This window comes from Mycolicibacterium baixiangningiae (assembly GCF_016313185.1).
In the GTDB taxonomy this organism is placed as follows: Bacteria; Actinomycetota; Actinomycetes; order Mycobacteriales; family Mycobacteriaceae; genus Mycobacterium; species Mycobacterium baixiangningiae.
Genome location: NZ_CP066218.1, coordinates 5,429,858 through 5,455,064 on the forward strand (window position 1 = coordinate 5,429,858; position 25,207 = coordinate 5,455,064).

Genomic DNA, 25,207 nt, shown 5'->3' on the forward strand with positions numbered 1-25,207 from the left:
CCCGTCATGCGCCACAACTGGCTTAGCGACCCGCGCCATCACCCCACCGCCGGCTGACGATTCCACCGGGCATTCGCCGCCCGCACCTTCGCAGGATCCTTCGCAGGCCCCACTTCGGGCGACAAACGCGCCACCAAATCCACCACCTGGCGATCCAACGCCCGCAACTCCGCCGACAACTTCACCAACACCGTCGGACTTCCCTCGCCACTCACCTCGCGGTCGTACACCGCCTGCAACTGCTCCACCCGATCAGCGGTGCGCGCCGCCCGATCCAAGATGTCGAGTTCCGACTCAGACCACTCCAAAGTCAGGCCCACCTCGCGGGCAGACGCCTTCAGAAGGGCATCCAACTGCGTCCTCAGACGCTCACCTGCGGACATACTCACCTCTCCTCAGAAAATTTGGGTGCAGTGCACTGACAGGCAGGCGCTATGCCGACTCGGTGCGGCCCAGGTTCATCTAGGGGTCACTCCCCCAGGCGTCAGGGTCCGGTCGGGAGGGTCATCAGCGGAACGCGGGCCTGGCTGAGGTGTTGGTCTCGGATCTGGTCTTGCACCGCGGTTTGGCTGTAGCCGAATTGGTTGGTGCCACTGATGTGGACGCTCTGATCGATGACTGGTTGGTTGCCTGGGCCGGCAGCACTGTTGGCGCCCGTTGGACTGAACGGCGAGGCCATCATGTTGCCCGGCAGGACAGCCCCACCCCCGCTGGCTTCGGGCATCATCGGCATGAATGGGGTGGGGGCGTTCGCCTCTCCCGCTGTGTTCAATGCGCCGAATGCCTGCGGGATGTTCGACAGGAGGCTCGTCAAACCCCCACCGCCGCCACCACCGCCAGGGAAGAGCCCTCCCCCACCCTCGGATCCGCCGCCCGCTCCGGCGTTGACGTCGAGCCCCATCACGGCTTTGGCGATCTTGAAAAGTCCGAATTGCGTGGGGTCTTTGAAGATGTCGCCGATGCCGAGGATCTCGAACATGCCGGAGGCGAGGTCTTGTCCGAGCTGCTGCGCGCCGCCGAAAGCGCCTTCTTTTGCGGGCATCACATAGAGCGGCTGATCCTTCGTCCCGGACAGGTGGTTCTGGGAGATGTCGGCGGCGGAACTGCCTACCGGCATGGCCGGGTACGCCGACGACGTTCCTGAGCCGCTCGGCACCGGGAGGTAGTACTGCTTCTCGAACTGCGGATCCAAGGCGCCAGCCGCGTTGCCGCCGTACTGGGCGCCACCGCCGGTGCCGCCGCCACCCTCGAAGTTCACACCGTTGGGCAGGGTGGCCGCCATATGCCCGCTGTTACCGGGGTACGGGTTGACGCCAACATTCAGCGCGCCCTCTTGGTAGCCCGGCAGGAATCCCAGCTTCGCGGCTTCAGCGTCGCTGGCGAAGTTCACAGTGGTGAACATGCGGGCGCTCGACGCCTGACCCTTAGTGAGGACTTCATAGAGGTCGGAGATCGACCCCGAACAATCCGCCAGTCCCTTGGCGAGATCGGATGCGGGTGCGTAATCGGTTCTGCCACTGGCCTGCTGGGCCAGCGCGAACATGGCGTCCACGTTGTTGGCCCCGACCGCGCCGCCGCTCGACGAACTGCTGCCCGTAGTGACCGGAGGCGCTACGTACGTCGACACCGCCGGGATCGGCAGCTGAGTCGTCGGAACACCCACGGCCGGTGCGATGGGCGCCGTCCCGCGGGGAATCATCCTGACCTGTCCATCACGGGTTCGATAGGTGCCGGGAGGCTTCAGAGCCGAGGACGGAACCCCGGGCAATGCCGGAATCGCTGGGCCGGGCACCGCGCCAGGTGTTGTGAAGGCACTGGCCACGCCCTCCGCCGTCTTCAGCGCCGCACTTACTCCGGGGATCTTGCTCGCCAGGCTGAAGAACTCATCCAGCGGCCCCATGAGGGTGTCGATCGCGGTCTTGATGGCATCGAACACCGGCTGCATGATCGTCCACGCCGTAGACACCGCGGTGTGAATCGCGCCAAAACTGGTCTGCCAGACCGTAGACATGGCGCCGATCGCGGCCGACAGGGGCGGGACAACGACGTTGGCGATGTTGCCCATCATGGTCATCCACGTGGTCATCGGCGGCAGGATCATTGCGACGGCCTGCTGAATCATCGGCAGCGAGGCGGTCGCCATCTGCAACAGCGCCGGCAGCAGCGGCATGATCGAGGTGAGTGCCTGGCCCCACTGCTGCACGAACGGAATCAGCACGGGCAGGATCGTTTGAATACCCGAGACCATTTGTCCGGCAAGAATATCCGCCATCTGCGCGAGCACGGGGCCAAGGGATTGAATGACCGGCGTCAACGCCCCGGAGAGCTGCTGCACGACGGGCTGCATGGCGTTGAACCATGACGTGAGAGCCGGGGCGATGGCCTGCACGGTGGTCACGAGCGCGGTCCCGATCACCCCGCCGATCGGGGCGATGGCTTGCAGGAATGCGCCAGCCGCGGGGGCGAGCGCGGACATGGTGTCGCGGAGGCTGACCATCCAGGTGTTGAGAGCACCCTGACCGGCTGGAGAGTTGATGAAGTCGGCGGCCACCTGGGTGAGGCTCTGCAGCATCCCCAGCGGCCCACCACCTTCGGGTGCTGCGGTCGCGAAGCCGCCGAGAATCTGACCAACGTTGCCGATGATGTCGCCAAGCTGTTTGAATCCGGCGATACCGCCCTCAATCCACGACTGCATGTCCCCGGACGCGCGGGCCTCCCCCACGAATTGCGAGAACGCCTCCGCGGCACGGGCCGCGCCGTCAGCGAGTTGCGGCAGGAATCCCGAGCCGACCAACCCGATGTCGACGAACGACGACACAATCGGTTCGAGCGCCTGGGAGAGGCTGTCGAACGCAGACGCCATGTTGTTCGTCATCTCCGCGATGTCGCCTTGCATCGCCGGGGTCTGCAACTGTTGTGACACTTCGGTCATGGCGCTGTTAGCCGATGCCGCGATCTGGCTCATAGTCGTTTGGACCTGAGGCAAGTACGTCGATCCCAGTTGCGAGATCTGCTGACCGAGCCCTGCGAAGAACGCATCACCGACAGTGAATTTCAGCGTGTCGAGAGCGGGCAACATCCCTTGGATGGCTCGAGCGGCTTCCTGCGCGTTCGGGGCGAGTTGCTGAATCGCTTCGTTGAACTTCTCGGTGTCTCGAACCTCTTTGACGGCATCGGCGAACCCGGACGTGGCGACCTTGAGTGATCCGATGGCCAGCCCGGCTGCACCGGCTGCGGCGGGGATCAGACCGAGGACACCAGACAGTTGCGAGACCACCGAAACAGTGCCCGCGATCGCCGTGGGTGAGGCGATGGCCGCGCTGGCGACACCGAGCGCCTTGTAGTTGGTCGACAGGTTCCGCAGCGACGTGGCCGCTGCGTCGAACCCGGACTTATCGACATCGAGCTTGACCGTAGCGCGGGTCTTGTCGACCTTCCGTTTGAACTCATCGACGTCACGTTCACCCGGCCGGGTATCGGCCCCAATCCTGGGGCGACCCATGCCGCGTTCCATCTCGCGGCCCCACCGCCGGCCCGCCTGGTACGCGTCGTTGTCGACTTCGCGCAGCGCTCGCTTAACCCCTGGCGCGATCTCGCTGGTGCTAGGTAGAACCGTGACATAGACATCCGCAATCGACGCCATCTTCAGCTCCTTGAATCCTGTAGAGGGGTGCGCAGCCGGGTCATCAGATCAGCGACCAATCGACCGGCTGGTGGTGGAAAAACTGGCGGGGAGAGACATCCCTATGCCAACGAGGTGGCGGTTGGCAGGCCCCTGGGGGTTGACCGGCCAGGGGTGCCTGACTTCCGGTCACAGGCCACCTCCGAAGGGGGTCAGGTCAACTCGGGGTCGGTTGTCATCAACGGTGGTGCTCCACCAGTTGCGTGCGGTGATGAAGGTGGTTCCGGGTCCGGGGTTGTGGTAGCCGTTGCATCCGGTGCAGAGGTGTCCGTTGGATGCGTGGTTGCCTTTGGATTGGGCGCTGGTGAGGTCTATGCCGTAGGAGGCGGCGGCTGCGATGGTGATGGCGTCGATGGTGTCGGAGCGGGCGCGGTTGCATTTGCGGTGGGCGGCGGCGCAGTTGGTGATGTCGTAGGCGGGGCCGCCGTTGGCGATCTGCCAGAGGTGGTCGAGTTGAAATGAGCGCGGGTCGTGGTGGTGGGCGGTGTAGTCGATGTCGTGGCCGCAGATGTGGCAGGCGTCGCCGCGGGCGCGGATCCTGGCGCGCAGGCGTTTGGCTTTGGCGTCGTTGACGCGTGCTGGTGCGGTCATGTTGTTCTCCGGGTACTTACAGGTCTGGAGATAGCGGCGGCACTGGCGCAGGTACGACTCGGTCCTAGGTACCGTCGTGGTCGTCCTTGCACCTGGTTAACGGTGGTGGTTGACGCCGTGCCGCTGCCGTTCATCAGGCCCGGACGTTCCAGCGGCCGGATGCGGTGTCGCCTGCTGCGACTCGATCCAGCTCGTACCACTGCAGGCCCGCCAGGGCGGCTGGCCTCAGATTGCTCAGGTAACCGGCGAAGGTGATACCGGCCGCAGCGGCTTTCGGCCCTGGATGGCGTGAGTCCCAGAGTCGTTCGACGGAGTCGGTGAGTTGCGGGTAGGCGGCTGAGAATGCATTGACGGTGTCGGCGTCGCCGAGTTCGATGGCTCGGCTGACGATGGCGCGGCTGAGGGTTTGGTCCCCGATCCGCACTGCACGATCGAGGAGGCGTTGCAGCCCGCGAGTGTCGGTGATCGTTTCGACCCGCTCCTGTGCGTCACGGAGGCTGATCGCTAGGGCCGCGGGGTCCCCGGATAGTCCGCGGATGCCGAGGACGCTCTGCGCGTCGTCACGGTCCTTCACGCTGACCGAGGAGGCCATGGTGGTGAGTTTGGTTGCGAGGCGGGCCATGACTGATTTGAACCGCTTGGCGTACTCGACGCGCAGCCAGTCTTCGTTGTGGTCTTTGTCGGCGTCGAGATCGCGGTAAGGATTCAACTGGATTTGCTCGTTGATCAGGGTCAGCACTTCGTCGTCGCGGTTGAATCGCTGCAGCGTCAGGCGTGCGTCGTTGATGGCCCGGTCGAATTCGTAGAAGGAGGATCCTTCGTTGGGGTCGGTCATCGCGTGGTCTCTTTCAGGTTCTGGTGTCTCGGTAGTGGGCTAGTTCGGTGCGGCCGATTCGGTATCGGCCGTCGAGCTTTGTTGCCGGTAAGCGTTTGTCGGTGATCGCCCTGCGGATCGCGCGGTCAGTCACTCCGAGAAGCGTTGCGGCGCTGGTGGTGCTTATGGTGTTGTCGTCCTGCTGATCACAGTGTGTAGCCGGTTCCGGTTGCGGCGCTTGCCTTTTACCGGTCGCGGAACTATTCATGTACGCAGCACCCGCAAGCTTGATCGCCAACAATGCTTGATCGAGTTGCGGGTCCTGGCCGCGTATCTCGGCACGGACCCGGTCGAGCTTCAACAACTGGTTGAGCAGACCGCAGATACGGCCGTCGATCACGGCCACTGGCCCTCCTAGGCCGTGGACGAGATGTTCAGCTGGCCGCGTCATGGCTGGCGCCGCCAGAAGTCGGGCGGCGGCGGCTCAAGTTGGGCTAGTTCGTCGCGGATCATGCCAGCCAGTTGCTGGCGCTTCGGTCGGTCGTCGAAGGGTCCGTCTTCGGGTGCGTGGGAGCGCACCACCATGCCCGTGAGCCAGCGGATGACCGAGGTGTGGGATTGCGGATCGGTCACGCGGAGGTCTTCGGCGAGTTGCATATAGACGGGTTCGTCCTCTTGGAGGTGTGCCAGCACCATCTGCAGGGCAACGCGCTTCGCTTCAGGGGTTGACCAGACGGCGTCGCTCATGCCGACTCTTCTCCTTCGCTCTGGCCAGTGATGCGCCAGATCCTGTTGTTGATGGCGTTGCCCACTGCTGGCTCGGAGACGATTCGATCGGACTTGTGTAGGACGGTGCGCGCGGTGGAGTGGTCGTATCCGGCCGCGATGGCAGCGGCGCGGAAGTGTGCCTGATCGACGACCGTCGTTCCCGCGGGGAGGTTGTCGAGGTACTTGGTGACCCACGCTGACGCGGGCACGTAAGCACCTTGCTCCCCAGGGACGATCGACCAGGTTGCGGTTCCGCGGGAGCGGTCGATCACGGTCACGTCGGGATGAGCATGCGCGGCTTGAGCAAGGGTGCTTCGGCTGTGCCCTGCAGCTACCCCAGCCTCGTAGACAGCAAACGATCTAGCGGTGGTGTTGCCCTCTTCTCGGAGCTGCTGGATGTGTTCTTCGAACCATTCTCGAGCTGACGGCTTTGACCGTCTCTGGTCGTGCCACCTGCGGGTATCCAGGTCGGTCACGTTGCTGTCGAGTTCACCGGTGAACTCGCGGTTCACCCCAGTTGAGCTGCTGTTTTCTGGGGTGAACTCCGGTTCACCGGTGAACTCGCGGTTGAGCGCGTAGTGCGACGCCTTCTCCCCCGGAATGACGACGACCTGGCTAATTTTCTCCAGGTGCGGCAATACCGCGTCGAAGGCTTCGCGATAGTGCTGCTTGCCCATCGCGCGGCGCAACTCACTGCGCGACATCGAGCCGGTGGCCAGCAGGCGGAGTATCCGGCTGCGGACCGTCGTGGCGTGCCGATCGTCGATCATCTCGTCGAACGTGACCCGTGACATCGCCCGCTCCTTGACCTTGGCGCGGGCAGCGTGACGGTCGTACTCGAGGACGGAGTTCCGGGTGGCGTCCGACTTGTCCATGATGACCTCGGAGAGCTCCCAGTCGCCCGCTGAGACGACCATGCGGTGATCGAGAATGGCCAACGCTGCGGCGACCTTGAGCCGGGCCAGGGTCCGGTGACCGTCAAGCGCCTCTCCAATCCCGCGGCCGTTGGCCAACAGTCCGGCGTTGATGTACTCGCGGATCTCCGGGGGGCCGTACTGCATCAGCACCTGGGCGCCCGACGATGCCCACGACGGCACTGCCGTATCCAAGACGCGAACGGGGGTTGGTCCGGGGTCGTCGGGCATGTCAGGGTCGGTGACCGATGCCCACAGCAGTCGCTGCGGCGTCCCGCCCGTCACATCGTCCATCAATACGGCGGTGTGCCCGAACTGCGCGCTGATCGACAGGGACAGCCGGTAGGAGTCGGCGGGAACCGACCGCGTGGTGGCCGAGGATGCGCCCTTGCTGCCCAACCGGTCACCGGTCAGTGCGGCTTTAAGTGCGGCCCTGGTGTTGTTGCCCTGTCCAGCGTTGAGGGCGGCCAGGTGGTCGATCTCGGACACGGTGATCAGTGCGCGGGTGATCCGGTCTTCGGGGTTCTTCTGTTCCTTGAACAATTCGGCGATGCCCTGCCCCGAGCCGAGTCCTTCCTCGTGAATGTCGGCGGGCCACACGACGCGACTGAGCTTGTCGGTTACACCCTTGCCGGATCCCGACCGGCCGACGAGGACGACGGCCATGTTCAGCGACGCCGGGGCCGGCGGTCCGGGGAGCATCACATGCGGGCCGGTCGTGGCGATCACTCGCGGCAGGATCGCGTACAGCAGCGCCCACGGTGCTACGTAACTGGCTCTGGCCCACTGGTAGATGAGCGCGAGTTGGCCTGTGGCCGACCAGAATTCGTCGTCGTCGATCACTACGATGCCGCCTTTCGTTGGCCGCTTTGGATGGTCTGGTGGATCTCGTGGGCGCCGAGGCCGATCTCGTGTGCGGCGGCGGCGAGCGCGCTGTAGACCGCTGCGGGTGCCGAATCGGCTGCCGCCCTCGCTGCTGCCCAGAACAAGGTGCTGTTCCGATTGCCGGGCTGGGCCTCGTGCACGGCGCGAACCAGTCCTTCCCAGCGGTCGCCCGAGGTGGAGTTCTTGTCTAGAACTGCGTCTCGCGCTGGAGGCGCGTAGGTGGGCTGGACGATCAGCGCCCGCAGATGTTCGGGGAGATCTGCGATAGGGGCGTCACGGTACAGCCGGTAGGGCCTTCCGGTGTCTGGGTGAATCGATCCGGGTGCGACGAGGTAGCCACGGCCGCCGGCTTTTATGTCGATTCCGGGGATGCCATCGACCTTGCCCCGCACCGAACCGGAGTGCCGGTAGTACAGGTGCCATCCGCCTGAGCCGGTCTGCACGCATAAAGTGCTGTGTTCGGGTCGAAGGTTGAGCGCCGAGACTCTGCCCCCGTTGCGTGGGTCGACATCGAGGCAGATAACACCGACTTGCGTGACACCCCAGTTGCATTCGCCGAACTTGCGCTTCCAGGACGCTATGACGTTGCGGTCGCGGGTGAAGTCCACCACCCCGTGGGCCGTGATCGGGATCTTGCCGGCGAGCGGACCGACGCTGAAGCCATGCTCCAACATGATGCCGAGGGGGTTGCCCCCGCCAGTCGTGGCGGGGGCAACCTCGTTGGTGCTGCTCACTTGTCAGCCATTCCGCGGAGCTTGTCGAGCAGCGTGTTGACCAGATCGGCATCGAGATCGTCGGTGCTGACCGATGCCTTCAACAGGATCGTGGCGAGTTCCTTGCGCCGGTCGCGGAGCAGTTTGTCGTTGCGGACGTGGAGGCAGTTGACGCAATCGCCGATGTCCCACCACATCCCGGTTTCCGTGTCGAGTCGCTCATGGTCGAGCAGTTTCGGGTCAGTTACCTGCTCTGGTGCGTCAAAGTCGGTGATGTCCCTGACGTTGACCCTGTATTTCTTCGGGACCGTAATCATCACTCCGCACATCGCGGGAAACATGTCCTGGCCGGCTTTCCGGGCTTCGTCCTCGTCGTCCTTCCACCACCGGTGATCCATGTAGGGGGCGGCAGATCGAATTCCTCGAATCAAGGCGCAAGGAATTGCTTCACACGTATAGCCGGTTGATCAACGGAGAGTTCGATGCCTAGGGAGCGGCTACGGCCTGGAGAGCATGGCCGAATCACGGAAAAGTCAAGGGGTGGAAGATTTTTCGCGACCTGCTACGTTCGCGACAATGATGGCGAACGGCGCCGCGTAGAGCGGTCCAGCGACAAGTCCGCCGAGGACGCCCGCCGACTGCTACAGCGTCACCTCAAGGACCGGCGCCCGCCCGTCGCGAAGCAAGAGGTCACCGACAAGACCACATTGGATGAGCTGTTCGAGGTGTGGATCTTGGCGAAGGCAGCCGAGGACGGGGTGTCGTCGCAAACAGTCGATCAATACCGACAGGTGTGGGCGAAACACGGAGCCAATCAACTCGGGGCGCTGCGCATTCGCGAAGTCGACACCAACCGGGCCCACGGACACGTACAGAGCATGGGGGCTACGACGCAGGCGAAGCGGTTGCGCATGATCTTGCTGGGCATGTACTCGATGGCCACCCGGTTCGGCATCGTCACCGTGAACCCAATCCGAGAGACAAAGCCAACCAAGGCGGTCCCCAAGAAGGTGGTGCGCAAGATCCCGTCCGATGTCCTTGAGCGCGTCCGGAAGGCAGTCCGCGACTATGCCGACCGCGAAGGGCCTGGACCGCGACCGGGGCGGCTACTGCCGGCATTCGTGGATCTGTTGGTGGCGACCGGGGCGAGACCGAATGAGGTCCTGGCGTTGCGATGGTCGGACTGCGATACCAGCGGAGACCCTCCCACTGTCACTATCCGGGGCACGCTGATCGACCACGGCCGCATCGTCGGGAAGCCGCTCCACCGTCAGGACAGACGCAAAGGGGACGCCCCTGAACACACGGTGATGCTCCCCCGCGTCGGGGTCGACGCACTGGAGGAGCTGAAGACCCAGTCGAATGGCGAGGGTCCCGTCTTCGCCAACCGCGAGGGCGGCTGGATGTCGCTGGCCAACATGCGCAGGACGTTACGGGCGGCGCTCCCAGAAGATCTGCGGACGACGATCACTCCGCACACATTCAGGCGGGCAGTCGCGACTGTGGTGCGTGACGAACTCGGACCGGAGAAGGCCCAGCAGCAGCTGTCGCACGCGAAGTTGGCGACCACCGAGAAGCACTATCTGCAACGTCACACCGAGGGGCCTGATGTCCGCGCTGTGCTCGACAGATACACCAACCAGAGCGGTGATAACTGAATGTGGCGGGAAAGTGTCCGCTACGGGCGTGTCGGGTAATGACGGTTTAGTCATTACCGCTGATAGAGAGTGCGCCCGAAGGGATTCGAACCCCTAACCTTCTGATCCGTAGTCAGATGCTCTATCCGTTGAGCTACGGGCGCGTGCTGTGTTCAGTTGTGTCGTGGCTGACGAGTCAACCGCGGCGGAGGCGAGAGGATTTGAACCTCCGGTCCCGTTTTAGCGGGACAACTCATTAGCAGTGAGTCCCATTCGGCCGCTCTGGCACGCCTCCTGACGTTACCGCCGGTCGCACAGCCTACACATGCGTCACCGGCGGAAGCAAAGCGGTCGATCGACCACCCTATGCTGGTCGGGTGACCGCCCGCCTGCGCCCCGAATTGGCCGACATCCCGGCCTACACACCGGGTAAGACGGTTCCCGGTGCCATCAAGATCGCCAGCAACGAGACCGTGCACGGCCCGCTGCCGAGCGTGCGTGCCGCGATCGAGAAGGCGACCGACCAGATCAACCGCTATCCCGACAACGGTTACCTCGAACTGCGCGAGCACCTGGCCGGACACCTCGATGGCGGAGCGTTCGCCCCCGAGCAGATCGCCGTCGGCTGCGGTTCGGTCAGCCTGTGCCAGCAGTTGATCCAGATCACGTCGTCGGTGGGCGACGAGGTGGTGTTCGCCTGGCGCAGCTTCGAGATCTACCCCCTTCAGGTGCGCACGGCAGGCGCCACCCCCGTACAGGTGCCGCTGCGTGACCACACCCACGACCTCGACGCGATGCTGGCCGCGATCACCGACCGCACGCGACTGATCTTCGTCTGCAATCCGAACAACCCGACCAGCACCGTCGTCGACCCCGAGGCGCTGGCCCGGTTCGTCGAGGCCGTTCCGCCGCACATCCTCATCGCGCTCGACGAGGCCTACGTCGAATACATCCGCGACGACCTGCTGCCCGACAGCTTCGGGCTGGTCCGGGCGCACCCGAATGTCGTGGTGCTGCGGACGTTTTCGAAGGCCTACGGGCTGGCCGGGCTGCGCGTCGGATACGCGGTCGCCGACCCCGACATTGTCACCGCGCTGGGCAAGGTCTACGTACCGTTCTCCGCCACCAGCATCTCGCAGGCCGCGGCGATCGCCTCCATCGACGCCGCCGACGAACTGCTCGCCCGCACGGACGAGGTCGTCGCCGAACGCACCCGCGTCAGCGACACCCTGCGCGAGGCCGGGTTCACGCTGCCGCTCTCCCAGGCGAACTTCGTCTGGCTGCCGCTGGCCGAGCGCACCCTCGACTTCGTCGAGAAGGCCGCCGAGAACCGGTTGGTGGTACGCCCCTACGGCGAGGACGGTGTCCGCGTGACCGTCGCCGCACCCCACGAGAACGACGCCTTCCTGGACTTCGCCCGCAGTTGGATTGGAGCTCGATGAGCCGCACGACCTTCGACGAACTCAAGGACCGGACCGGCACCATCGCCGACTCGGAACTCGACGACTTCTGGGCGACGCTCGCACCGGTCGACATCGACTTCATGATCGGCGAGTGGAAGGGCGGCGAATTCCACACCGGCCACAAGGCCAACGGATTCATGGAGCGCCTCAACTGGTTCGGCAAGACGTTCCACTCCGCCACCGACGCCAAACCGCTGGTGTGCCTGGACGCCGACGGCAACACGTTCTCCAACAAAGAGGCGATGAAGGGTGAGGCCAGCCTCTGGATGGAGGAGTTCCGCGGTGAGGTGACCGCGTCGATGGTCTACGACGGCGCACCCGTGCACGACCACTTCAAGAAGGTCGACGACAACACCCTGCTGGGCATCATGAACGGCAAGGGCGCCCTCGACGGGAACCGCCACCTGTACTTCTACCTCGAGCGGGTCTAGACCTCCGCGCGACGGCCGGTGAACGCCAACAGCCGCTGCAGCGGCGGCGCGTCCTCGGCCACCTCCACCGCGTCGTCGAAGCCCGCCCGAACCCGGCCCTCCGGCGTGAGGAACTTCTGCGTCAGACCGAGCACGTACTCGCTCAACGAGTCGGGCGCAGGCACATCGCGCCCCGTCGCCGCGCCGTAATCCCACGCGTGCACCAGGAATTCGAGCGAGAGGATGCTAACCAGCACGTCGGCCGGCATCTCGTGTCCGCCGACGTCGACGGCGCCGTCCAGTCCGCGGCGGTGCCACGCGTCGAGCGCGGGCCGCGCGGCGAGGATCACCTGACGTTCCACGGAGTCCGACGGATCCCGCTCGGGCATCTCCGCACCCGCCGCGCCGCCCAGAACCGTGATCGATGTCAGCAGATGATCGGTGAGGCCGGCGACGTCGAACTTCTCGCACGGCGTCTGCTTGCCCAGGTCGTCTTCGGCGATTCCGCGGACCACCTGGTGCAGCACCCCGAGACTGAGTTCGGCACTGCGCAGTTCGTTGGTCGGTGGTGAGTCGGGCCCCTGCGGCAGGTCGCTACGCATGGTGCTCACGTTATATGGCGGCTGGCCTATCGTGGCCCAGATGGGTACGCATGCGAGGACTCTGACGGCTGCCGCGCTGTTGTCTGCGGGGCTGCTGGCCGGCTGCACCCAGACGGTGACAGGCACCGTCGCTCAGACCACCGAACCCGGCCCGCCGGTACCGGACGCCGAGTCCGTCACCTGCAAGGAGTACACCACCCTCGACGAGGGTGCCCAGATAGCGATCATCGGTGAACTGATGGACGCCGGCAGCGGCCAACGGGGAGAGCAGCGCACGGTCGTCGCCAAGACCCTCGCCGACGCGATCTGCAAATACCTACCCGCGGCCCGGCTCAGCGAGATCCTGGTCGGCCGCTAGCCTCGGGTTCCATGGGCAATACATACGAGTCGGTGGCCGTCGACGTCGACGGCCACGTCGCGCAGGTGACGTTGATCGGTCCCGGCAAGGGCAACGCGATGGGGCCGGCGTTCTGGGCCGAACTGCCCGAGGTGTTCACCTCACTCGACGCCGATCCGAACGTGCGCGCCATCGTGCTCACCGGCTCGGGCCGCAACTTCAGCTACGGACTCGACCTGGTCGCCATGGGTGCTGAGCTGCCCGGTCTGGACGCCGGCGCCAAGTCCCGCGCCGACTTCCACAAGCGGCTGCAGAAGATGCAGGGCGCCATCACCGCCGTCGCCGACTCGCGCACCCCGACGATCGCCTCGGTGCACGGTTGGTGCATCGGCGGTGGTGTGGACCTCATCAGCGCGGTGGACATCCGCTACGCGAGCACCGACGCCAAGTTCTCGGTGCGCGAGGTGAAGCTGGCGATCGTCGCCGATGTCGGCAGCCTGGCGCGGCTGCCGCTGATCCTGACCGACGGCCACCTACGCGAGCTGGCGCTGACGGGTAAGGACATCGACGCGGCGCGCGCAGAGAAGATCGGGCTGGTCAACGAGGTGTTCGACGGTCCGGAGGCCTCGCTGGCGGCCGCGCACGCCACCGCGAAGGAGATCGCGGCGAACCCCCCGCTGACCGTCCACGGCGTCAAGGACGTCCTCGATCAGCAGCGCATCGCCCGGGTGTCCGAAAGCCTGCGGTATGTGGCGGTATGGAACTCGGCGTTCCTGCCGTCGAAGGATCTCGGCGAGGCCGTCACCGCGATGTTCCAAAAGCGGCCGCCGAACTTCACCGGCGAATGAGCGGTGGCGGAGGGATTTGAACCCCCGGACGGTGTTAGCCGTCTCTCGCTTTCAAGGCGAGTGCATTAGGCCGCTCTGCCACGCCACCGCCGAACAGCGTAGTGGGTGCTACACCCGGCCGAGCCTGGCGGGCGCCGAGCCCGCCCGCATCGCGGCGCTCACCCGGCGGCAGTTCTCCCCCATCGCCGCGATCTGCGGCCGAGACAGCCTGCCCAGGAAATGAGCGCGCACGCCCTCGCCGTAAGTGACCATCGCCTCACCCACCAGGCTCCGCCCCTGATCGGTGATCGACGCCAGCACCCCGCGACCGTCGTCCGGGCTGGCCCCCCGCCGCACCAGACCCTGCATCTCCAGCCTGCGGATCTGCCGCGTCACCCGGCTGGGCAGCGACATCAACGCCTCGGCCAGGTCACCCATCCGCGCCGACCCGGTCGGCGACTTGTCCAGCATGTCGAGCAGCCGGACGTCGTTGAGAGTCAGGTGATGCTGTTCCACCAACGACTTGTTCAGCGTCGCGTAGACCCTCAACGCAGCATCGAGAAAGTTTTGCCAGGACCGCTGTTCTGCAATGTCGAGGCCCGGCATATCGCTTGCCGTACGCCCCCCTATCATCCCCTCCATCCGCCCATGGTAGAGCACGAAGCCGTCCACCGGAAGCGAACTGTACCCAGGGGTAGGGTTTAAATAATGCATGCGATCGTCGCGGAGTCACCTGAGAAGCTGATTTGGACGGAAGTACCTGAACGCGCACTTCAATCGGGTGAAGTGCGAATTGACGTGGTTGCCGCCGGGATAAACCGCGCCGACCTGCTGCAGGCGGCCGGCAAGTATCCACCCCCGAAGGGCGCCAGCGACATCATGGGACTCGAAGTGTCCGGCATCATCGCCGAGATAGCGGACGGGGTCTCCGAGTGGTCCGTCGGCCAGCCGGTGTGCGCTTTGCTGGCGGGCGGCGGTTACGCGGAGAACGTCACCGTTCCCGCCGGTCAGGTCATGCCGCTCCCTGAGTCGGTGGAACTCGCCCAGGCGGCGGCGCTACCGGAAGTGGCGTGCACGGTGTGGTCCAACGTCGTGATGACCGCCGGACTCGGGGCCGGACAGGTCCTTCTCGTCCACGGCGGTGCCAGCGGCATCGGCACCCACGCCATCCAGGTCGCGCGTGCGCTCGGCTGCCGGGTCGCCGTCACCGCGGGGTCGGCCAACAAGCTCGACCTGTGCCGGGGACTGGGTGCCGAGGTGACCATCAACTACCGCGACGAGGACTTCGTCGAACGTCTGCGCGCCGAGACCGATGGGGCCGGCGCCGACGTGATCCTCGACATCATGGGAGCGGCCTACCTCGACCGCAACATCGACGCACTGGCCACGGGCGGACGCCTCGTCATCATCGGCATGCAGGGCGGCACCAAGGGCGAACTCAACATCGGCAAGCTGCTCGCCAAGCGCGCCGGCGTGACGGCGACTGCGCTGCGCTCCCGCCCGGTGACCGGGCCGGGCAGCAAGAGCGACATCGTCGCCGACGTGGTCGCGAACGTGTGGCCGATGGTCGCCGACGGCCGGGTGCGCCCGATCATCGGGGCGGAGTTCCCGGTGCAGGAGGCCCAGGCCGCTCAGGAGATGCTCGCCTCCGGTGAGGTGTCGGGCAAGGTGCTGCTGCGCGTGCGGGACTGACTCAGCCCAGCGACGCCAGCGCGCGCACCAGCTGATCCACCTCGGCGGTGGTCGTGTAGTGCGCCAGCCCGACGGTCACCGCGCCACCGATGTCGTCGACGCCGATGACGTCGAGGACCCGCGAGTTCGCATTCGCGATCGCCAGCACGCCGTTGTCGGCGAGCCGCTGCACCACCTTCTCCGCCGACACGTCACGGACGGCGAAGCTCAGCACCGGGATACGGACCTCGGGCTGACCGATCACCATCACCAGCGGCAGCGAACGCAGCGACATCAGCAGGTAGTCGAAGAGCCGGCCCATGTAGGACGTGGCGGACTGCATCGACAGCGACAGACGCTCACGCCTGGTGCCGGTCGCGTTCTCGTCGAGGCCGGCCAGGTACTCGACGCTGGCGACCAGCCCGGCGAGCATGCCGAACTGGTGGACGCCGACCTCCAACCGTGCAGGCCCGGTCGCGTACGGATCCAGCGACACCGACCCGAACTGGTCGATGGTCGACGGATCGCGGAAGACGAGCGCGCCGATCGGCGGGCCACCCCACGCGACGGCGTTGACCGCCACCACGTCAGCGTCGATCTCCTCGAGGTCGATCAGCCGGTAGGGCGCGGCCGCGGAGTGGTCGACGACCACCAGCCCGCCCACCTCGTGCACCAGCTTGGTCACCGCCCGCAGGTCGGTCACCGTCCCGATCGTCGACGACGCCGACGCGATCGCCACCAGCCGCGTCGGCCCGGTGATCAAGCCCTCCCACTGCCAGGCGGGGAGTTCGCCGGTCTCGATGTCGACCTCGGCCCATTTGATCTTGGCGCCGTATCGGTTCGCCGCACGCAGCCACGGCGCGACGTTCGCCTCGTCGTCGAGTCGGGTGACCACCATCTCGTAGCCCAACCCCACCCGTGACGACGCCGCATCCGCGAGCGACGCCAGCAGCAGGGCGCGATCGGCGCCGAGCACCACACCGCGCGGGTCGCCGTTCACGAGATCGGCGACCGCCTGGCGGGCGGCATTCAGGACGGCGGCACTGCGCCGGGCCGACGGATGCGGGCCCATGGTGGTCGACATCGACCCGCGGAACGCGGTCGAGACCGTCGTGGCCACCGCATCGGGCAGCAGCATCCCGTGCTGCGCGTCGAAATGCACCCAGCCGTCGCCCAATGAGGGGTGCAATCCACGCACCCGGGCGACGTCGTATGCCATTGCAGCCACCTTAGAGCGTTCGTGAATTCCACAAACCGACACGTTTTTGGTGAGCGCCCGACCGTGCGCATCGACCGTTGCCGTACCAGATCGGAACACCTGGGCAGCCATACTAGTCCAGGACGCTGGCACTGCCGAGCGCTAATCCCCCCATCGTTGCTGACGCGCTGACGAGCACCGCGTCGACCGGGTCGGGCGGCACACTGTCCGACTTCGCGGGGGGTGAGCATGTCGGCCACCGGCTTTTTCTCGGGCCTGGCGGTGTTTGCGGGGAGCGACGACGGCCGGTGCGCGCGCGGTTGCGTGGGCAACCGAGCGGCGGCCTCGGCGGAGCGGCCGTTCGCCTGTCGCCGCGGCGGCGGGCCGTGCCGACGGTCGCGTGCGGGGGCACCGGCGCGGACGGACTAGTGTCACAGCGATAGAACAGCCGTAAGAGGGAATGCGACTCAGATGACGCTCAACAACGACGACGACAACATCGAGATCATCGGCGGCGACGCCCCCGGCGGAAACGACCAGGACGGGAACGGCAAATCGCTGGCCGACCTGGTCGAACAACCCGCCAAGGTGATGCGGATCGGCACCATGATCAAACAACTCCTGGAAGAGGTGCGGGCCGCTCCCCTCGACGACGCCAGCCGCAACCGGCTCCGCGAGATCCACCACACGAGCATCCGCGAACTGGAGGAGGGCCTTGCGCCGGAGCTGCGCGAGGAACTCGAACGGCTGACGCTGCCGTTCACCGAGGACACCGTTCCGTCCGACGCCGAACTGCGCATCGCCCAGGCGCAGCTCGTCGGGTGGCTCGAAGGGTTGTTCCACGGCATCCAGACCGCCCTGTTCGCCCAGCAGATGGCCGCAAGGGCCCAGCTCGAACAGATGCGCCAGGGCGCGTTGCCTCCGGGCATCGTGGTGCCGGGCCAGCGCGGCGGACCAGCGCACCCCGGCACCGGGCAGTACCTCTAGGGCACCGGTGGCAGTTCCTCGTATCGAGACCCGTGACGCATGGGTCGAATTCCCCATTTTCGATGCCAAGACCCGGTCGCTGAAGAAGGCGTTCCTCGGTAAGGCCGGCGGCGCGATCGGCCGCAACGAGTCGAACGTCGTCGTCATCGAGGCGCTTCGCGACATCACGATGTCGCTGGAACTCGGTGACCGCGTCGGGCTGGTCGGGCACAACGGCGCGGGCAAGTCGACGCTGCTGCGGCTGCTGTCGGGTATCTACGAACCGACCCGCGGATCTGCCACCGTCACCGGCCGGGTCGCGCCCGTGTTCGACCTCGGGGTGGGCATGGATCCGGAGATCTCCGGATTCGAGAACATCGTCATCCGCGGGCTGTTCCTCGGTCAGACCCGCAAACAGATGATGGCCAAGATCGACGAGATCGCCGAGTTCACCGAACTCGGCGACTACCTGTCCATGCCGCTGCGCACCTACTCGACCGGTATGCGCGTGCGGTTGGCGATGGGTGTCGTCACGAGTATCGACCCGGAGATCCTGCTGCTCGACGAGGGTATCGGAGCCGTCGACGCCGAATTCCTCAAGAAGGCGCAGTCGCGGCTGCAGAGCCTGGTCGAGCGCTCGGGAATCCTGGTGTTCGCCAGCCATTCCAACGAGTTCCTCGCACGGCTGTGCAAGACCGCGATGTGGATCGACCACGGCACCATCAAGATGGCGGGCGACATCGAGGATGTCGTGCGGGCCTACGAGGGCGAGGACGCCGCGCGGCACGTGCGCGAAGTGCTCGACGAGCACCGCGGGGACTGGTCGCCCGACGAGCGCTCGCGCGAGGAGAATCCAGCCGCCGACGAGCGCTCGCGCGAGGAGAATCCAGCCGCCGACGAGCCCGCCCGATGACTGAGGCCGTCTACGCCGTCGTGGTCACCCACCGGCGTCCGGAGTCGTTGGCGCGATCGCTCGACGCGCTGTCCGCCCAGACCAGGCGGCCCGACGGGCTGATCGTCGTCGACAACGACGACGACTCCCAGGTGCGCGACCTGGTCGCCGGCCAACCGATCCCGTCGACCTATCTGGGGTCGCGCCGCAACCTCGGCGGCGCAGGCGGTTTCGCGCTCGGCATGCTGCATGCGCTCGCCGCGGGCGCGGACTGGGTGTGGCTGGCCGACGACGACGGGCGGCCGCTGGGTCCGTCGGTGCTCGATACGCTGCTGTCCTGTGCCGAGCGCCACGGGCTGGCCGAGGTGTCGCCGATGGTGTGCGACATCGACGACCCGACCCGGTTGGCGTTCCCGCTGCGCCGGGGGCTGGCGTGGCGGCGACGCGTCTCCCAACTCGGTGAGGGGGATCTGTTGCCGGGCATCGCCTCGCTGTTCAACGGCGCGCTGTTCCGCGCGTCGACGATCGAGGCGGTCGGAGTGCCGGATCTGCGCCTGTTCGTCCGTGGCGACGAGGTGGAACTGCACCGCCGCCTCGTGCGCTCGGGGCTGCCGTTCGGCACCTGTCTGAGAGCGACCTACGTCCACCCGTGCGGCACTGACGAATTCAAACCGATCCTCGGCGGGCGCATGCACACGCAGTATCCCGACGACGCGACCAAACGCTTCTTCACCTACCGCAATCGCGGATACCTGTTGTCCCAGCCGGGGCTGCGCAAGCTGCTGCCACAGGAGTGGGTGCGGTTCGGCTGGTACTTCCTGGTGTCCCGCCGCGACGTCCCCGGACTGCGGGAGTGGATCCGGTTGCGCCGTCTTGGTCGTGAGGAGAAATTCGGGAGGCCGGGCACATGACGTTCGTCGACGCTTCAGCGCAGTCGAAGACGATGGCCCGCGCATGGCGTGACCTTCGGGAGGGGTTCCACAAGCGCGAGCTGTGGCTGCACCTGGGCTGGCAGGACATCAAACAGCGCTACCGCCGGTCGGTGCTGGGCCCGTTCTGGATCACCATCGCCACCGGTGCCACCGCCGTCGCCATGGGGCTGCTGTACTCGAAGCTGTTCAAACTGGAGCTCTCCGAACACCTTCCGTACGTGACGATGGGCTTGATCGTCTGGAACCTGATCAACGCGTCGATCCTCGAGGGCGCCGACGTGTTCATCGCCAACGAGGGCCTGATCAAACAGCTGCCGACACCGCTGTCGGTGCACGTCTACCGGCTGGTGTGGCGGCAGATGATCCTGTTCGCGCACAACATCATCATCTTCGTCGTCATCGCGATCATCTTTCCGAAGCCGTGGAACTGGGCCGACCTGTCGGTGATCCCGGCGCTCGCGCTGATCATGCTGAACTGCGTGTGGGTGTCGCTGTGCTTCGGCATCCTCGCGACCCGCTACCGCGATATCGGTCCACTGCTCAACAGCATCGTGCAGCTGCTGTTCTTCATGACGCCGATCATCTGGAACGAGGCGACGCTGCAGGCCCAGGGTGCCGGGCAGTGGGCGAAGCTCGTCGAGCTCAACCCACTGCTGCACTACCTCGACATCGTGCGGGCCCCGCTGCTGGGCGCCGACCAGGAGCTGCGGCACTGGATCGTCGTCATCGTGCTGACGGTGATCGGCTGGACGCTGGCGGCGCTCGCGATGAAGCAGTACCGCGCGCGCGTGCCGTACTGGGTGTGACGGATCCGGGACCCGAGTTGAATCGGCAAGAAGCTCCTTGCTGTGAAAAGGACAATTCAACGAATTCTCGATCGGTTTGAGAGTTACGGTCGCGCTGCCGATATTTACGTAACCGTAAGGAAACCGAAGTGGAATCACGACTTCGTCCGTATACGACTGCCGGAATCGCCCTGGTCGGGGCCAGCGTCATCGCATTATCTCCAGTCGCACCGCCGCTGCCCGACGTCAAGGTGGCCAATCCGTCGGTACAGCTCTCCGCCGCCGTCGACCCCTTCACCCCGTGGGTCGACCTCCTCGGGCAGGCCGAAACGAACCTCACGGGCCTCGCCGACGGCTGGGCCGAAGCGCCGTTCCCGGTGCTGCAGCAGGTGATCGTCAACCAGCTCGGATACCTGAGCGAGCTCCCAAACTTCGAAGCGATCGCCGGACAGCTCCTGACCAATCTGCAGGCCGGCTTCGAGGCGCCGTTCGCCCCGGATCTGGTGGGATCACTCGACCCCGCGCACGTGGCGCTGTTTGACCTCCTCCCGCTGCTGGACGTGCTGCCCGCCGATCTCCAACCGCTGATCGACTTCTCGGCGAGCCCACTCAGTGGCGTGCTGCTGGGGCTCGTCGGCCCGGTGATCGGTCCGGTGCTGGCCCTGGCGGCGAGCGTCCAATCGATCGTCGGGAACCTCACGAGCGAGGCACCCGATCCCGAAGCGGCGCTGAACACGCTGATCAACGTTCCCGCCGCCATGGCCGACGCCTTCCTCAACGGTGGACAGACTCTCGACCTCACCCCCGTGCTCTCGGCTGTAGGGCTGGAGTTGGAGGCCCTGGGCTTTCCGCTCGCGGTGGGGATCACCTTCGGTGGTCTGCTGAGTCCCGGAGGGTCGATCTTCAACGCCCTCGATCTCGGCCTCGTCATCGGCGGGGAGACCAGCACGCTGGCAGCAGGAGTAGGACCGGGCGCCATCGGTTCGCTGATCAACCTCTCCAAGGCAATCGCGCGGGCCATCGGCTGGGACGGCACGGGGAACCCGCTGGAAGCGGACGACGCACCACCGTCGCCGGCGCTGCCGCGTTCCGCCGACGACACCTCGCTCTTGAAGGCGTCGACAACGTCGATCACGGTGACCGAGACCAGCACCGGCACCGGCACCGGCACCGGCACCGAAGAGGTCACGTCAGGCGATCCGGCACCGGAGGGCGCGCCCGCACCCGAGGGGAGCGCCGAGAGCGGGACCCCCGCGCCGGTCGAGCAGGTGAACGCCGACGAGACCGCGGCCCCCGTCGATCAGGACAACGGCGACGAGACGGTCGCCAAGCCGGTCACGAAGAAACCCAATCCGGGCGCCAAGATCGCAGGCGCCCTCAAGGCGACCGGCGACAACCTCAGGGCGGCGGCGAACGACCTGGGCAAGCGCCTCACCAACGGCGGCAAGAAGACTCCGAAAGAGCAGAAGGCACCCGCCGCGGACAAGGCGTCCCCTTCGGAGAAGTCGGCGAGCGAGTAATCACGAGGGGTGCCGCCCGCGTTCGTGACCGCACGGCGGAAATCCGGGCGATTTCCCGCCGTCAGGTTACGAACGCGGGCGGTTATTTCGCACAGGCACTTCCCAGGATGCTTTAGCGTTATGGCGATATGAGCATCCCGCCATACCAACCGCCGACGTCCTCGACACCGGGCGGCAGCAACACGCTGCGATGCCCGAAGTGCTCCGGGGCGATGAAAACCTACGAGCGCAACGGCATCCACCTCGAGCAATGCGACAGCTGCCGCGGCATCTTTCTCGACTTCGGGGAACTCGAGGCGCTCACGCAGATGGAGAGCCGCTTCGCGCAGGCTCCGCTGCCCCCGCCCCAGCAGTCCTACGGCGGGGGCCACGGATACGGTCCTGGCTGGGGCCAGCACGGTAACAAGCACTACCGCAAACAGGGCTTCGGACGGCTGTTCTTCTCCAGCTAGATCATCCGCGCACAGGCTTCGACAAGCAGATCGTCGTCCGGGTGGTTGACCGCCGCGGCGACCACGGCCGCCCTGGCGAACGGTTCGAGCACCGGCCACGGGTCGGCGGACGCAGCGATTAGTGCTGCGCCGCCGGCCTGCCGGTATGCGCCGAGGAACGCCGACCAGTCGTCGTCCGGGATGTGCCCGGCCGCCCAGAACCCCGCGGGCCGCGCAAGGTCCCAGGCGGGATCGCCGACCCCGAGATCGTCGATGTCGATGAGCACCCACGGTTGACCAGACGCTCGGCGGCCGAGCTGGCCGAGGTGGAAGTCTCCGTGCACGACCGTGCTTGGCCGGCCCGGCGAGCCGACGCGCCACACCTGCGGCGGTAGTCCGACCACCGCACGCCGCACCGCCTCCGCGGCGGCCCCCGTCCCCCGCAGCCGCTCGACGGCCCGCCGCAGCCGGACCGGCCATCCGTGCGGGAGCCGCGCCGCGACCGGCTGGGCATGCAACCGCGCGAGCAGCGCCCCGGCCTCCGCCCACGGCAGCAGCTCCGGTTGCGGCACCACGACGTCCACGCGGGGCCATCGGCTCCTCCACCGCGCGCCGGCCCGTTCGGGCACCACCGTCAGCGGCGCCAGCAGGGTCTCGTGCAGTTCGTCGGCCACCGTCAGCCGCGTCCGCAGTGCGCGCGGATCGGTCCCGGGCCGGTGCAGCTTCGTCACGACGTCACCGTCGAACGTGATCTCCGCACCGGACCGGGTCTGCACACTCCCGACCGTATTGGTTTCAGCGGCGCGGGATCGACTGCGGTGCGGCGAGGTTGATCCGGTTCCACGCGTTGATGGTCACTGCCATCGCGATCAGCTGACCCAGTTCGCGGTCGGTGAAGACCTCGGCGGCCTGCTGGTACACCTCGTCGCTGACCGCGCCCCGCTCGGCGACCTCGGTGACGGCCTCGGTCAGTGCCAGTGCGGCGCGCTCCCGTTCGGTGAAGAGGTCGCCCGCCTCGTCCCATGCGGCCACCAACGCCAGCCGCTGGTCGGTCTCGCCGTGGGTGCGGGCGTCGCGGGTGTGCATGTCGAGGCAGAATGCGCAGCCGTTGATCTGCGAGGCGCGGATCTTGATCAGCTCGCCGATGGTCGGGTCGACGTCTTTCGCGGACGCGTCCGACAGCGTCATCATCGCGCCGTAGAGCTCCGGAGCGACCTTGAACATCTTGATGCGGCCGCTGGTCCCGGCATTCAGTGTCTGTGTCATATCTCGAACGGTAGTCCCGAAAAACCCACGCAGATGGTTCAATTGTGACGTGACTTCGTGGGCCAATTCGGGGGCGCGCGACCTGCACCTCGACCTGCGCGAGGTGATCCGGCCCGGCGCCCGCGGGGTGCGCGACCTGCTGATCAACGCGCTGCGCGATGCCGTCCGCTCGGGCCGGCTCACCCCCGGCACCACGCTCCCGCCGTCGCGCACGCTGGCCGCCGACCTCGGCATCGCCCGCAACACGGTCGCCGAGTCCTACGCCGAACTCGTCGCCGAAGGCTGGCTGGCGTCGCGGCAGGGCGCAGGCACCTGGGTGGTGAACACCGGCGCGCGACAACTGAGCACCCGGCCGCGCGGACGACGCACGACCGCGCGCCACAACCTGATGCCCGGCTCCCCCGACGTGTCGGAGTTCCCGCGCGGCGCCTGGCTCACCTCCGCACGGCGCGCGCTGACCAACGCTCCGAACGAAGCGTTGTGGATGGGCGATCCACGCGGCCGTCAGGAACTGCGCGAGGCGCTCGCCGACTACCTCGGGCGGGTGCGCGGCGTGCGCACCTCACCGGAGACGATCGTCATCTGCGCGGGCGTGCGGCATGCGGTCGAACTGCTCACGCGAGTCTTCGGCCCGCAGCGGCCGATCGCCGTCGAAGCTTACGGCCTGTTCATCTTTCGCGACGCGATCAGCGCGCTGGGCTCGTCGACGGCGCCCATCGGCCTCGACGAGCACGGTGCGGTGATCAGCGACCTCGACCAGTACGACGTGCCCGCCGTCCTGCTCACCCCGGCCCACCACAACCCGCACGGAATGCCGCTGCACCCCACCCGCCGCACCGCCGCCGTCGAGTGGGCGCAGCGCCGCGGCGGCTACGTCCTCGAGGACGACTACGACGGCGAGTTCCGCTACGACCGCCAGCCCGTCGGTGCGATGCAGAGCCTCGCGCCCGACCGGGTGATCTACCTCGGCTCGGTCAGCAAGAGTTTGGCGCCGGCGCTGCGGCTGGGGTGGATGGTGCTGCCCGACCACCTCGTCGAACCCGTGCTGGCCGCCGCGGGCGGCAGCCAGTTCTTCGTCGACTCCCTGGCGCAGCTGACCATGGCGGATTTCATCACCAGCGGCCAGTACGACCGACACATCCGCCGGATGCGGATGCGGTACCGGAGGCGGCGCGACCGGCTCGTCGACGCACTCGCCCCGTTCGACGTCGAGATCCGCGGTCTGGCAGCGGGGCTCAATGCGCTGCTGACCCTGCCCGACGGCGTCGAGCACGAGGTGCTGCAACGCGCCGGCAACGCAGGTATCGCGCTGACCGGCCTGTCCGTCATGCGCCACCCCGCGGCCGGACCGGACGTCGCCGACCCCGACGGCGTGATCATCGGTTTCGGCGCACCCGCCGAACACGCCTTCCCCGCGGCGCTCGACGCGCTGTGCGGCGTCCTGAACACGGCGCTGCGCTGAGCGCGGCACCGCATAAGCTGCCAGGGTGGCCGAGCCCCCCATATCGCCCCAGCTGCCGCTGACCACGCAGGTGTGGCGGTTCCTCGCCACCGGCGGCCTCGCCGCGATCGTCGACTTCGGCCTCTACGTGCTGCTGCTCGAAGTGGGTCTGCACGTCAACATCGCCAAGACGCTCAGCTTCATCGCAGGCACTACAACCGCCTATCTGATCAACCGGCGCTGGACCTTCCAAGCACCTCCCAGCCGGGCCCGGTTCCTCGCGGTGTGCGGGCTCTACGCGACGACGTACGCCGTGCAGGTCGGCATCAACTACGCCTTCTACACGGCCTGGGACGACAAGCCCTGGCGGGTGCCGGTGGCGTTCGTCATCGCCCAGGGCACCGCGACGGTGATCAACTTCATCGTGCAGCGCGCGGTGATCTTCCGGTTGCGGTAGCGCGC

The 25,207-nt window shown here is 66.6% G+C and carries 28 protein-coding genes and 3 tRNA genes; 14 read left to right on the forward strand and 17 right to left on the reverse strand.

What is annotated here, in order from left to right; all coding sequences use genetic code 11:
- Positions 1-38: 38 nt before the first annotated feature.
- The 9 genes from I7X18_RS25840 to I7X18_RS25880 form a co-directional block, all read right to left on the reverse strand.
- A complete protein-coding gene (locus I7X18_RS25840) occupies positions 39-383 on the reverse strand; it encodes a hypothetical protein (RefSeq protein ID WP_193046812.1) in 345 nt (114 codons plus the stop codon).
- Between the two features lie 101 nt (positions 384-484).
- Positions 485-3,643: a phage tail protein gene (locus I7X18_RS29730; protein ID WP_226863733.1), complete on the reverse strand. Its 3,159-nt coding sequence runs from the start codon at positions 3,641-3,643 to the stop codon at positions 485-487.
- A gap of 168 nt (positions 3,644-3,811) precedes the next feature.
- A complete protein-coding gene (locus I7X18_RS25850; protein WP_193046813.1) occupies positions 3,812-4,273 on the reverse strand; it encodes an HNH endonuclease in 462 nt (153 codons plus the stop codon).
- A 133-nt stretch (positions 4,274-4,406) separates the two neighbouring features.
- Positions 4,407-5,108, reverse strand: a complete 702-nt coding sequence (locus tag I7X18_RS25855) for a hypothetical protein (protein ID WP_193046814.1) — start codon at positions 5,106-5,108, stop codon at positions 4,407-4,409.
- Between the two features lie 13 nt (positions 5,109-5,121).
- Complete coding sequence (locus I7X18_RS25860; RefSeq protein WP_193046815.1) at positions 5,122-5,493, reverse strand: excisionase family DNA-binding protein; 372 nt, start codon at positions 5,491-5,493, stop codon at positions 5,122-5,124.
- A gap of 41 nt (positions 5,494-5,534) precedes the next feature.
- Positions 5,535-5,834, reverse strand: a complete 300-nt coding sequence (locus I7X18_RS25865) for a hypothetical protein (RefSeq protein WP_193046816.1) — start codon at positions 5,832-5,834, stop codon at positions 5,535-5,537.
- Positions 5,831-7,612 (reverse strand): hypothetical protein, encoded by a 1,782-nt coding sequence (locus tag I7X18_RS25870; RefSeq protein ID WP_193046817.1) that lies wholly within the window; start codon positions 7,610-7,612, stop codon positions 5,831-5,833. The genes I7X18_RS25865 and I7X18_RS25870 overlap by 4 nt, the downstream gene beginning before the upstream one ends.
- Positions 7,612-8,388 carry a bifunctional DNA primase/polymerase gene (locus I7X18_RS25875; protein WP_193046818.1) on the reverse strand — a complete coding sequence of 259 codons (777 nt, stop codon included), beginning with the start codon at positions 8,386-8,388 and terminating at the stop codon, positions 7,612-7,614. Before I7X18_RS25875 ends, I7X18_RS25870 begins: the two co-directional genes overlap by 1 nt.
- A complete protein-coding gene (locus I7X18_RS25880; protein ID WP_193046819.1) occupies positions 8,385-8,765 on the reverse strand; it encodes a hypothetical protein in 381 nt (126 codons plus the stop codon). The genes I7X18_RS25875 and I7X18_RS25880 overlap by 4 nt, the downstream gene beginning before the upstream one ends.
- An 84-nt stretch (positions 8,766-8,849) precedes the next feature.
- On the opposite strand from I7X18_RS25880, the gene I7X18_RS25885 reads away from it, so the two are divergent.
- Complete coding sequence (locus I7X18_RS25885) at positions 8,850-10,025, forward strand: tyrosine-type recombinase/integrase (protein WP_193046820.1); 1,176 nt, start codon at positions 8,850-8,852, stop codon at positions 10,023-10,025.
- A 70-nt stretch (positions 10,026-10,095) separates the two neighbouring features.
- Here the strand turns inward: I7X18_RS25885 and I7X18_RS25890 are convergent.
- Positions 10,096-10,168 (reverse strand) — tRNA-Arg (locus tag I7X18_RS25890).
- A gap of 42 nt (positions 10,169-10,210) precedes the next feature.
- A tRNA-Ser gene (locus tag I7X18_RS25895) sits at positions 10,211-10,299 on the reverse strand.
- A gap of 82 nt (positions 10,300-10,381) precedes the next feature.
- Between I7X18_RS25895 and I7X18_RS25900 the strand changes: the two genes are divergently transcribed.
- Both I7X18_RS25900 and I7X18_RS25905 read left to right on the forward strand, forming a co-directional pair.
- Entirely contained in the window at positions 10,382-11,446 is a 1,065-nt protein-coding gene (locus tag I7X18_RS25900; RefSeq protein WP_193046821.1) for a pyridoxal phosphate-dependent aminotransferase, read from the forward strand.
- Positions 11,443-11,898 (forward strand): DUF4334 domain-containing protein, encoded by a 456-nt coding sequence (locus I7X18_RS25905; RefSeq protein WP_193046822.1) that lies wholly within the window; start codon positions 11,443-11,445, stop codon positions 11,896-11,898. Before I7X18_RS25900 ends, I7X18_RS25905 begins: the two co-directional genes overlap by 4 nt.
- On the opposite strand, the gene I7X18_RS25910 is transcribed toward I7X18_RS25905, so the two are convergent.
- Positions 11,895-12,479, reverse strand: a complete 585-nt coding sequence (locus tag I7X18_RS25910) for a TIGR03086 family metal-binding protein (protein WP_193046823.1) — start codon at positions 12,477-12,479, stop codon at positions 11,895-11,897. The two genes, I7X18_RS25905 and I7X18_RS25910, sit on opposite strands and share 4 nt — an antisense overlap.
- A 40-nt stretch (positions 12,480-12,519) precedes the next feature.
- On the opposite strand from I7X18_RS25910, the gene I7X18_RS25915 reads away from it, so the two are divergent.
- Both I7X18_RS25915 and I7X18_RS25920 read left to right on the forward strand, forming a co-directional pair.
- Complete coding sequence (locus tag I7X18_RS25915; RefSeq protein ID WP_226863734.1) at positions 12,520-12,837, forward strand: hypothetical protein; 318 nt, start codon at positions 12,520-12,522, stop codon at positions 12,835-12,837.
- An 11-nt stretch (positions 12,838-12,848) separates the two neighbouring features.
- A complete protein-coding gene (locus I7X18_RS25920; protein ID WP_193046824.1) occupies positions 12,849-13,664 on the forward strand; it encodes a crotonase/enoyl-CoA hydratase family protein in 816 nt (271 codons plus the stop codon).
- A gap of 1 nt (position 13,665) precedes the next feature.
- Here the strand turns inward: I7X18_RS25920 and I7X18_RS25925 are convergent.
- Positions 13,666-13,752, reverse strand: a tRNA-Ser gene (locus tag I7X18_RS25925).
- A 20-nt stretch (positions 13,753-13,772) separates the two neighbouring features.
- Positions 13,773-14,285, reverse strand: a complete 513-nt coding sequence (locus I7X18_RS25930; protein ID WP_193046825.1) for a MarR family winged helix-turn-helix transcriptional regulator — start codon at positions 14,283-14,285, stop codon at positions 13,773-13,775.
- 66 nt (positions 14,286-14,351) lie between these two features.
- On the opposite strand from I7X18_RS25930, the gene I7X18_RS25935 reads away from it, so the two are divergent.
- Positions 14,352-15,335 (forward strand): NAD(P)H-quinone oxidoreductase, encoded by a 984-nt coding sequence (locus I7X18_RS25935; RefSeq protein ID WP_193046826.1) that lies wholly within the window; start codon positions 14,352-14,354, stop codon positions 15,333-15,335.
- Position 15,336: 1 nt separating this feature from the next.
- Here I7X18_RS25935 and I7X18_RS25940 read toward each other — a convergent pair whose 3' ends face one another.
- Positions 15,337-16,533: a cysteine desulfurase-like protein gene (locus I7X18_RS25940; protein ID WP_193046827.1), complete on the reverse strand. Its 1,197-nt coding sequence runs from the start codon at positions 16,531-16,533 to the stop codon at positions 15,337-15,339.
- A 450-nt stretch (positions 16,534-16,983) separates the two neighbouring features.
- On the opposite strand from I7X18_RS25940, the gene I7X18_RS25945 reads away from it, so the two are divergent.
- From I7X18_RS25945 to I7X18_RS25970, 6 genes are all read left to right on the forward strand, one after another.
- Positions 16,984-17,499 carry a bacterial proteasome activator family protein gene (locus I7X18_RS25945; protein WP_193046828.1) on the forward strand — a complete coding sequence of 172 codons (516 nt, stop codon included), beginning with the start codon at positions 16,984-16,986 and terminating at the stop codon, positions 17,497-17,499.
- A gap of 7 nt (positions 17,500-17,506) precedes the next feature.
- On the forward strand, positions 17,507-18,391 hold the full coding sequence (wzt, locus tag I7X18_RS25950; RefSeq protein ID WP_193046829.1) for a galactan export ABC transporter ATP-binding subunit Wzt/RfbE: 885 nt from the start codon (positions 17,507-17,509) through the stop codon (positions 18,389-18,391).
- Entirely contained in the window at positions 18,388-19,281 is an 894-nt protein-coding gene (glfT1, locus tag I7X18_RS25955; protein WP_193046830.1) for a galactofuranosyltransferase GlfT1, read from the forward strand. Before wzt ends, glfT1 begins: the two co-directional genes overlap by 4 nt.
- The gene (wzm, locus tag I7X18_RS25960) at positions 19,278-20,108 is read left to right on the forward strand and encodes a galactan export ABC transporter permease subunit Wzm/RfbD (protein WP_193046831.1); all 831 of its coding nucleotides are present in this window, start codon (positions 19,278-19,280) and stop codon (positions 20,106-20,108) included. Before glfT1 ends, wzm begins: the two co-directional genes overlap by 4 nt.
- A 128-nt stretch (positions 20,109-20,236) precedes the next feature.
- Positions 20,237-21,607, forward strand: coding sequence for an outer membrane porin GjpA (gene gjpA, locus I7X18_RS25965; RefSeq protein ID WP_193046832.1), 1,371 nt, complete (start codon positions 20,237-20,239; stop codon positions 21,605-21,607).
- A 128-nt stretch (positions 21,608-21,735) separates the two neighbouring features.
- Positions 21,736-22,059 (forward strand): TFIIB-type zinc ribbon-containing protein, encoded by a 324-nt coding sequence (locus I7X18_RS25970; protein WP_193046833.1) that lies wholly within the window; start codon positions 21,736-21,738, stop codon positions 22,057-22,059.
- Here I7X18_RS25970 and I7X18_RS25975 read toward each other — a convergent pair.
- The gene (locus I7X18_RS25975) at positions 22,056-22,814 is read right to left on the reverse strand and encodes a phosphotransferase family protein (RefSeq protein WP_193046834.1); all 759 of its coding nucleotides are present in this window, start codon (positions 22,812-22,814) and stop codon (positions 22,056-22,058) included. The genes I7X18_RS25970 and I7X18_RS25975 overlap by 4 nt on opposite strands.
- A 19-nt stretch (positions 22,815-22,833) precedes the next feature.
- Positions 22,834-23,304 carry a carboxymuconolactone decarboxylase family protein gene (locus I7X18_RS25980; RefSeq protein ID WP_193046835.1) on the reverse strand — a complete coding sequence of 157 codons (471 nt, stop codon included), beginning with the start codon at positions 23,302-23,304 and terminating at the stop codon, positions 22,834-22,836.
- A 49-nt stretch (positions 23,305-23,353) separates the two neighbouring features.
- Here I7X18_RS25980 and pdxR point away from each other — a divergent pair, with 49 nt between their 5' ends.
- Together pdxR and I7X18_RS25990 are read left to right on the forward strand one after the other, a co-directional pair.
- Positions 23,354-24,766, forward strand: a complete 1,413-nt coding sequence (gene pdxR, locus I7X18_RS25985) for a MocR-like pyridoxine biosynthesis transcription factor PdxR (protein WP_232375333.1) — start codon at positions 23,354-23,356, stop codon at positions 24,764-24,766.
- Between the two features lie 40 nt (positions 24,767-24,806).
- Positions 24,807-25,202 carry a GtrA family protein gene (locus tag I7X18_RS25990; protein WP_193046894.1) on the forward strand — a complete coding sequence of 132 codons (396 nt, stop codon included), beginning with the start codon at positions 24,807-24,809 and terminating at the stop codon, positions 25,200-25,202.
- Positions 25,203-25,207 lie beyond the last annotated feature (5 nt).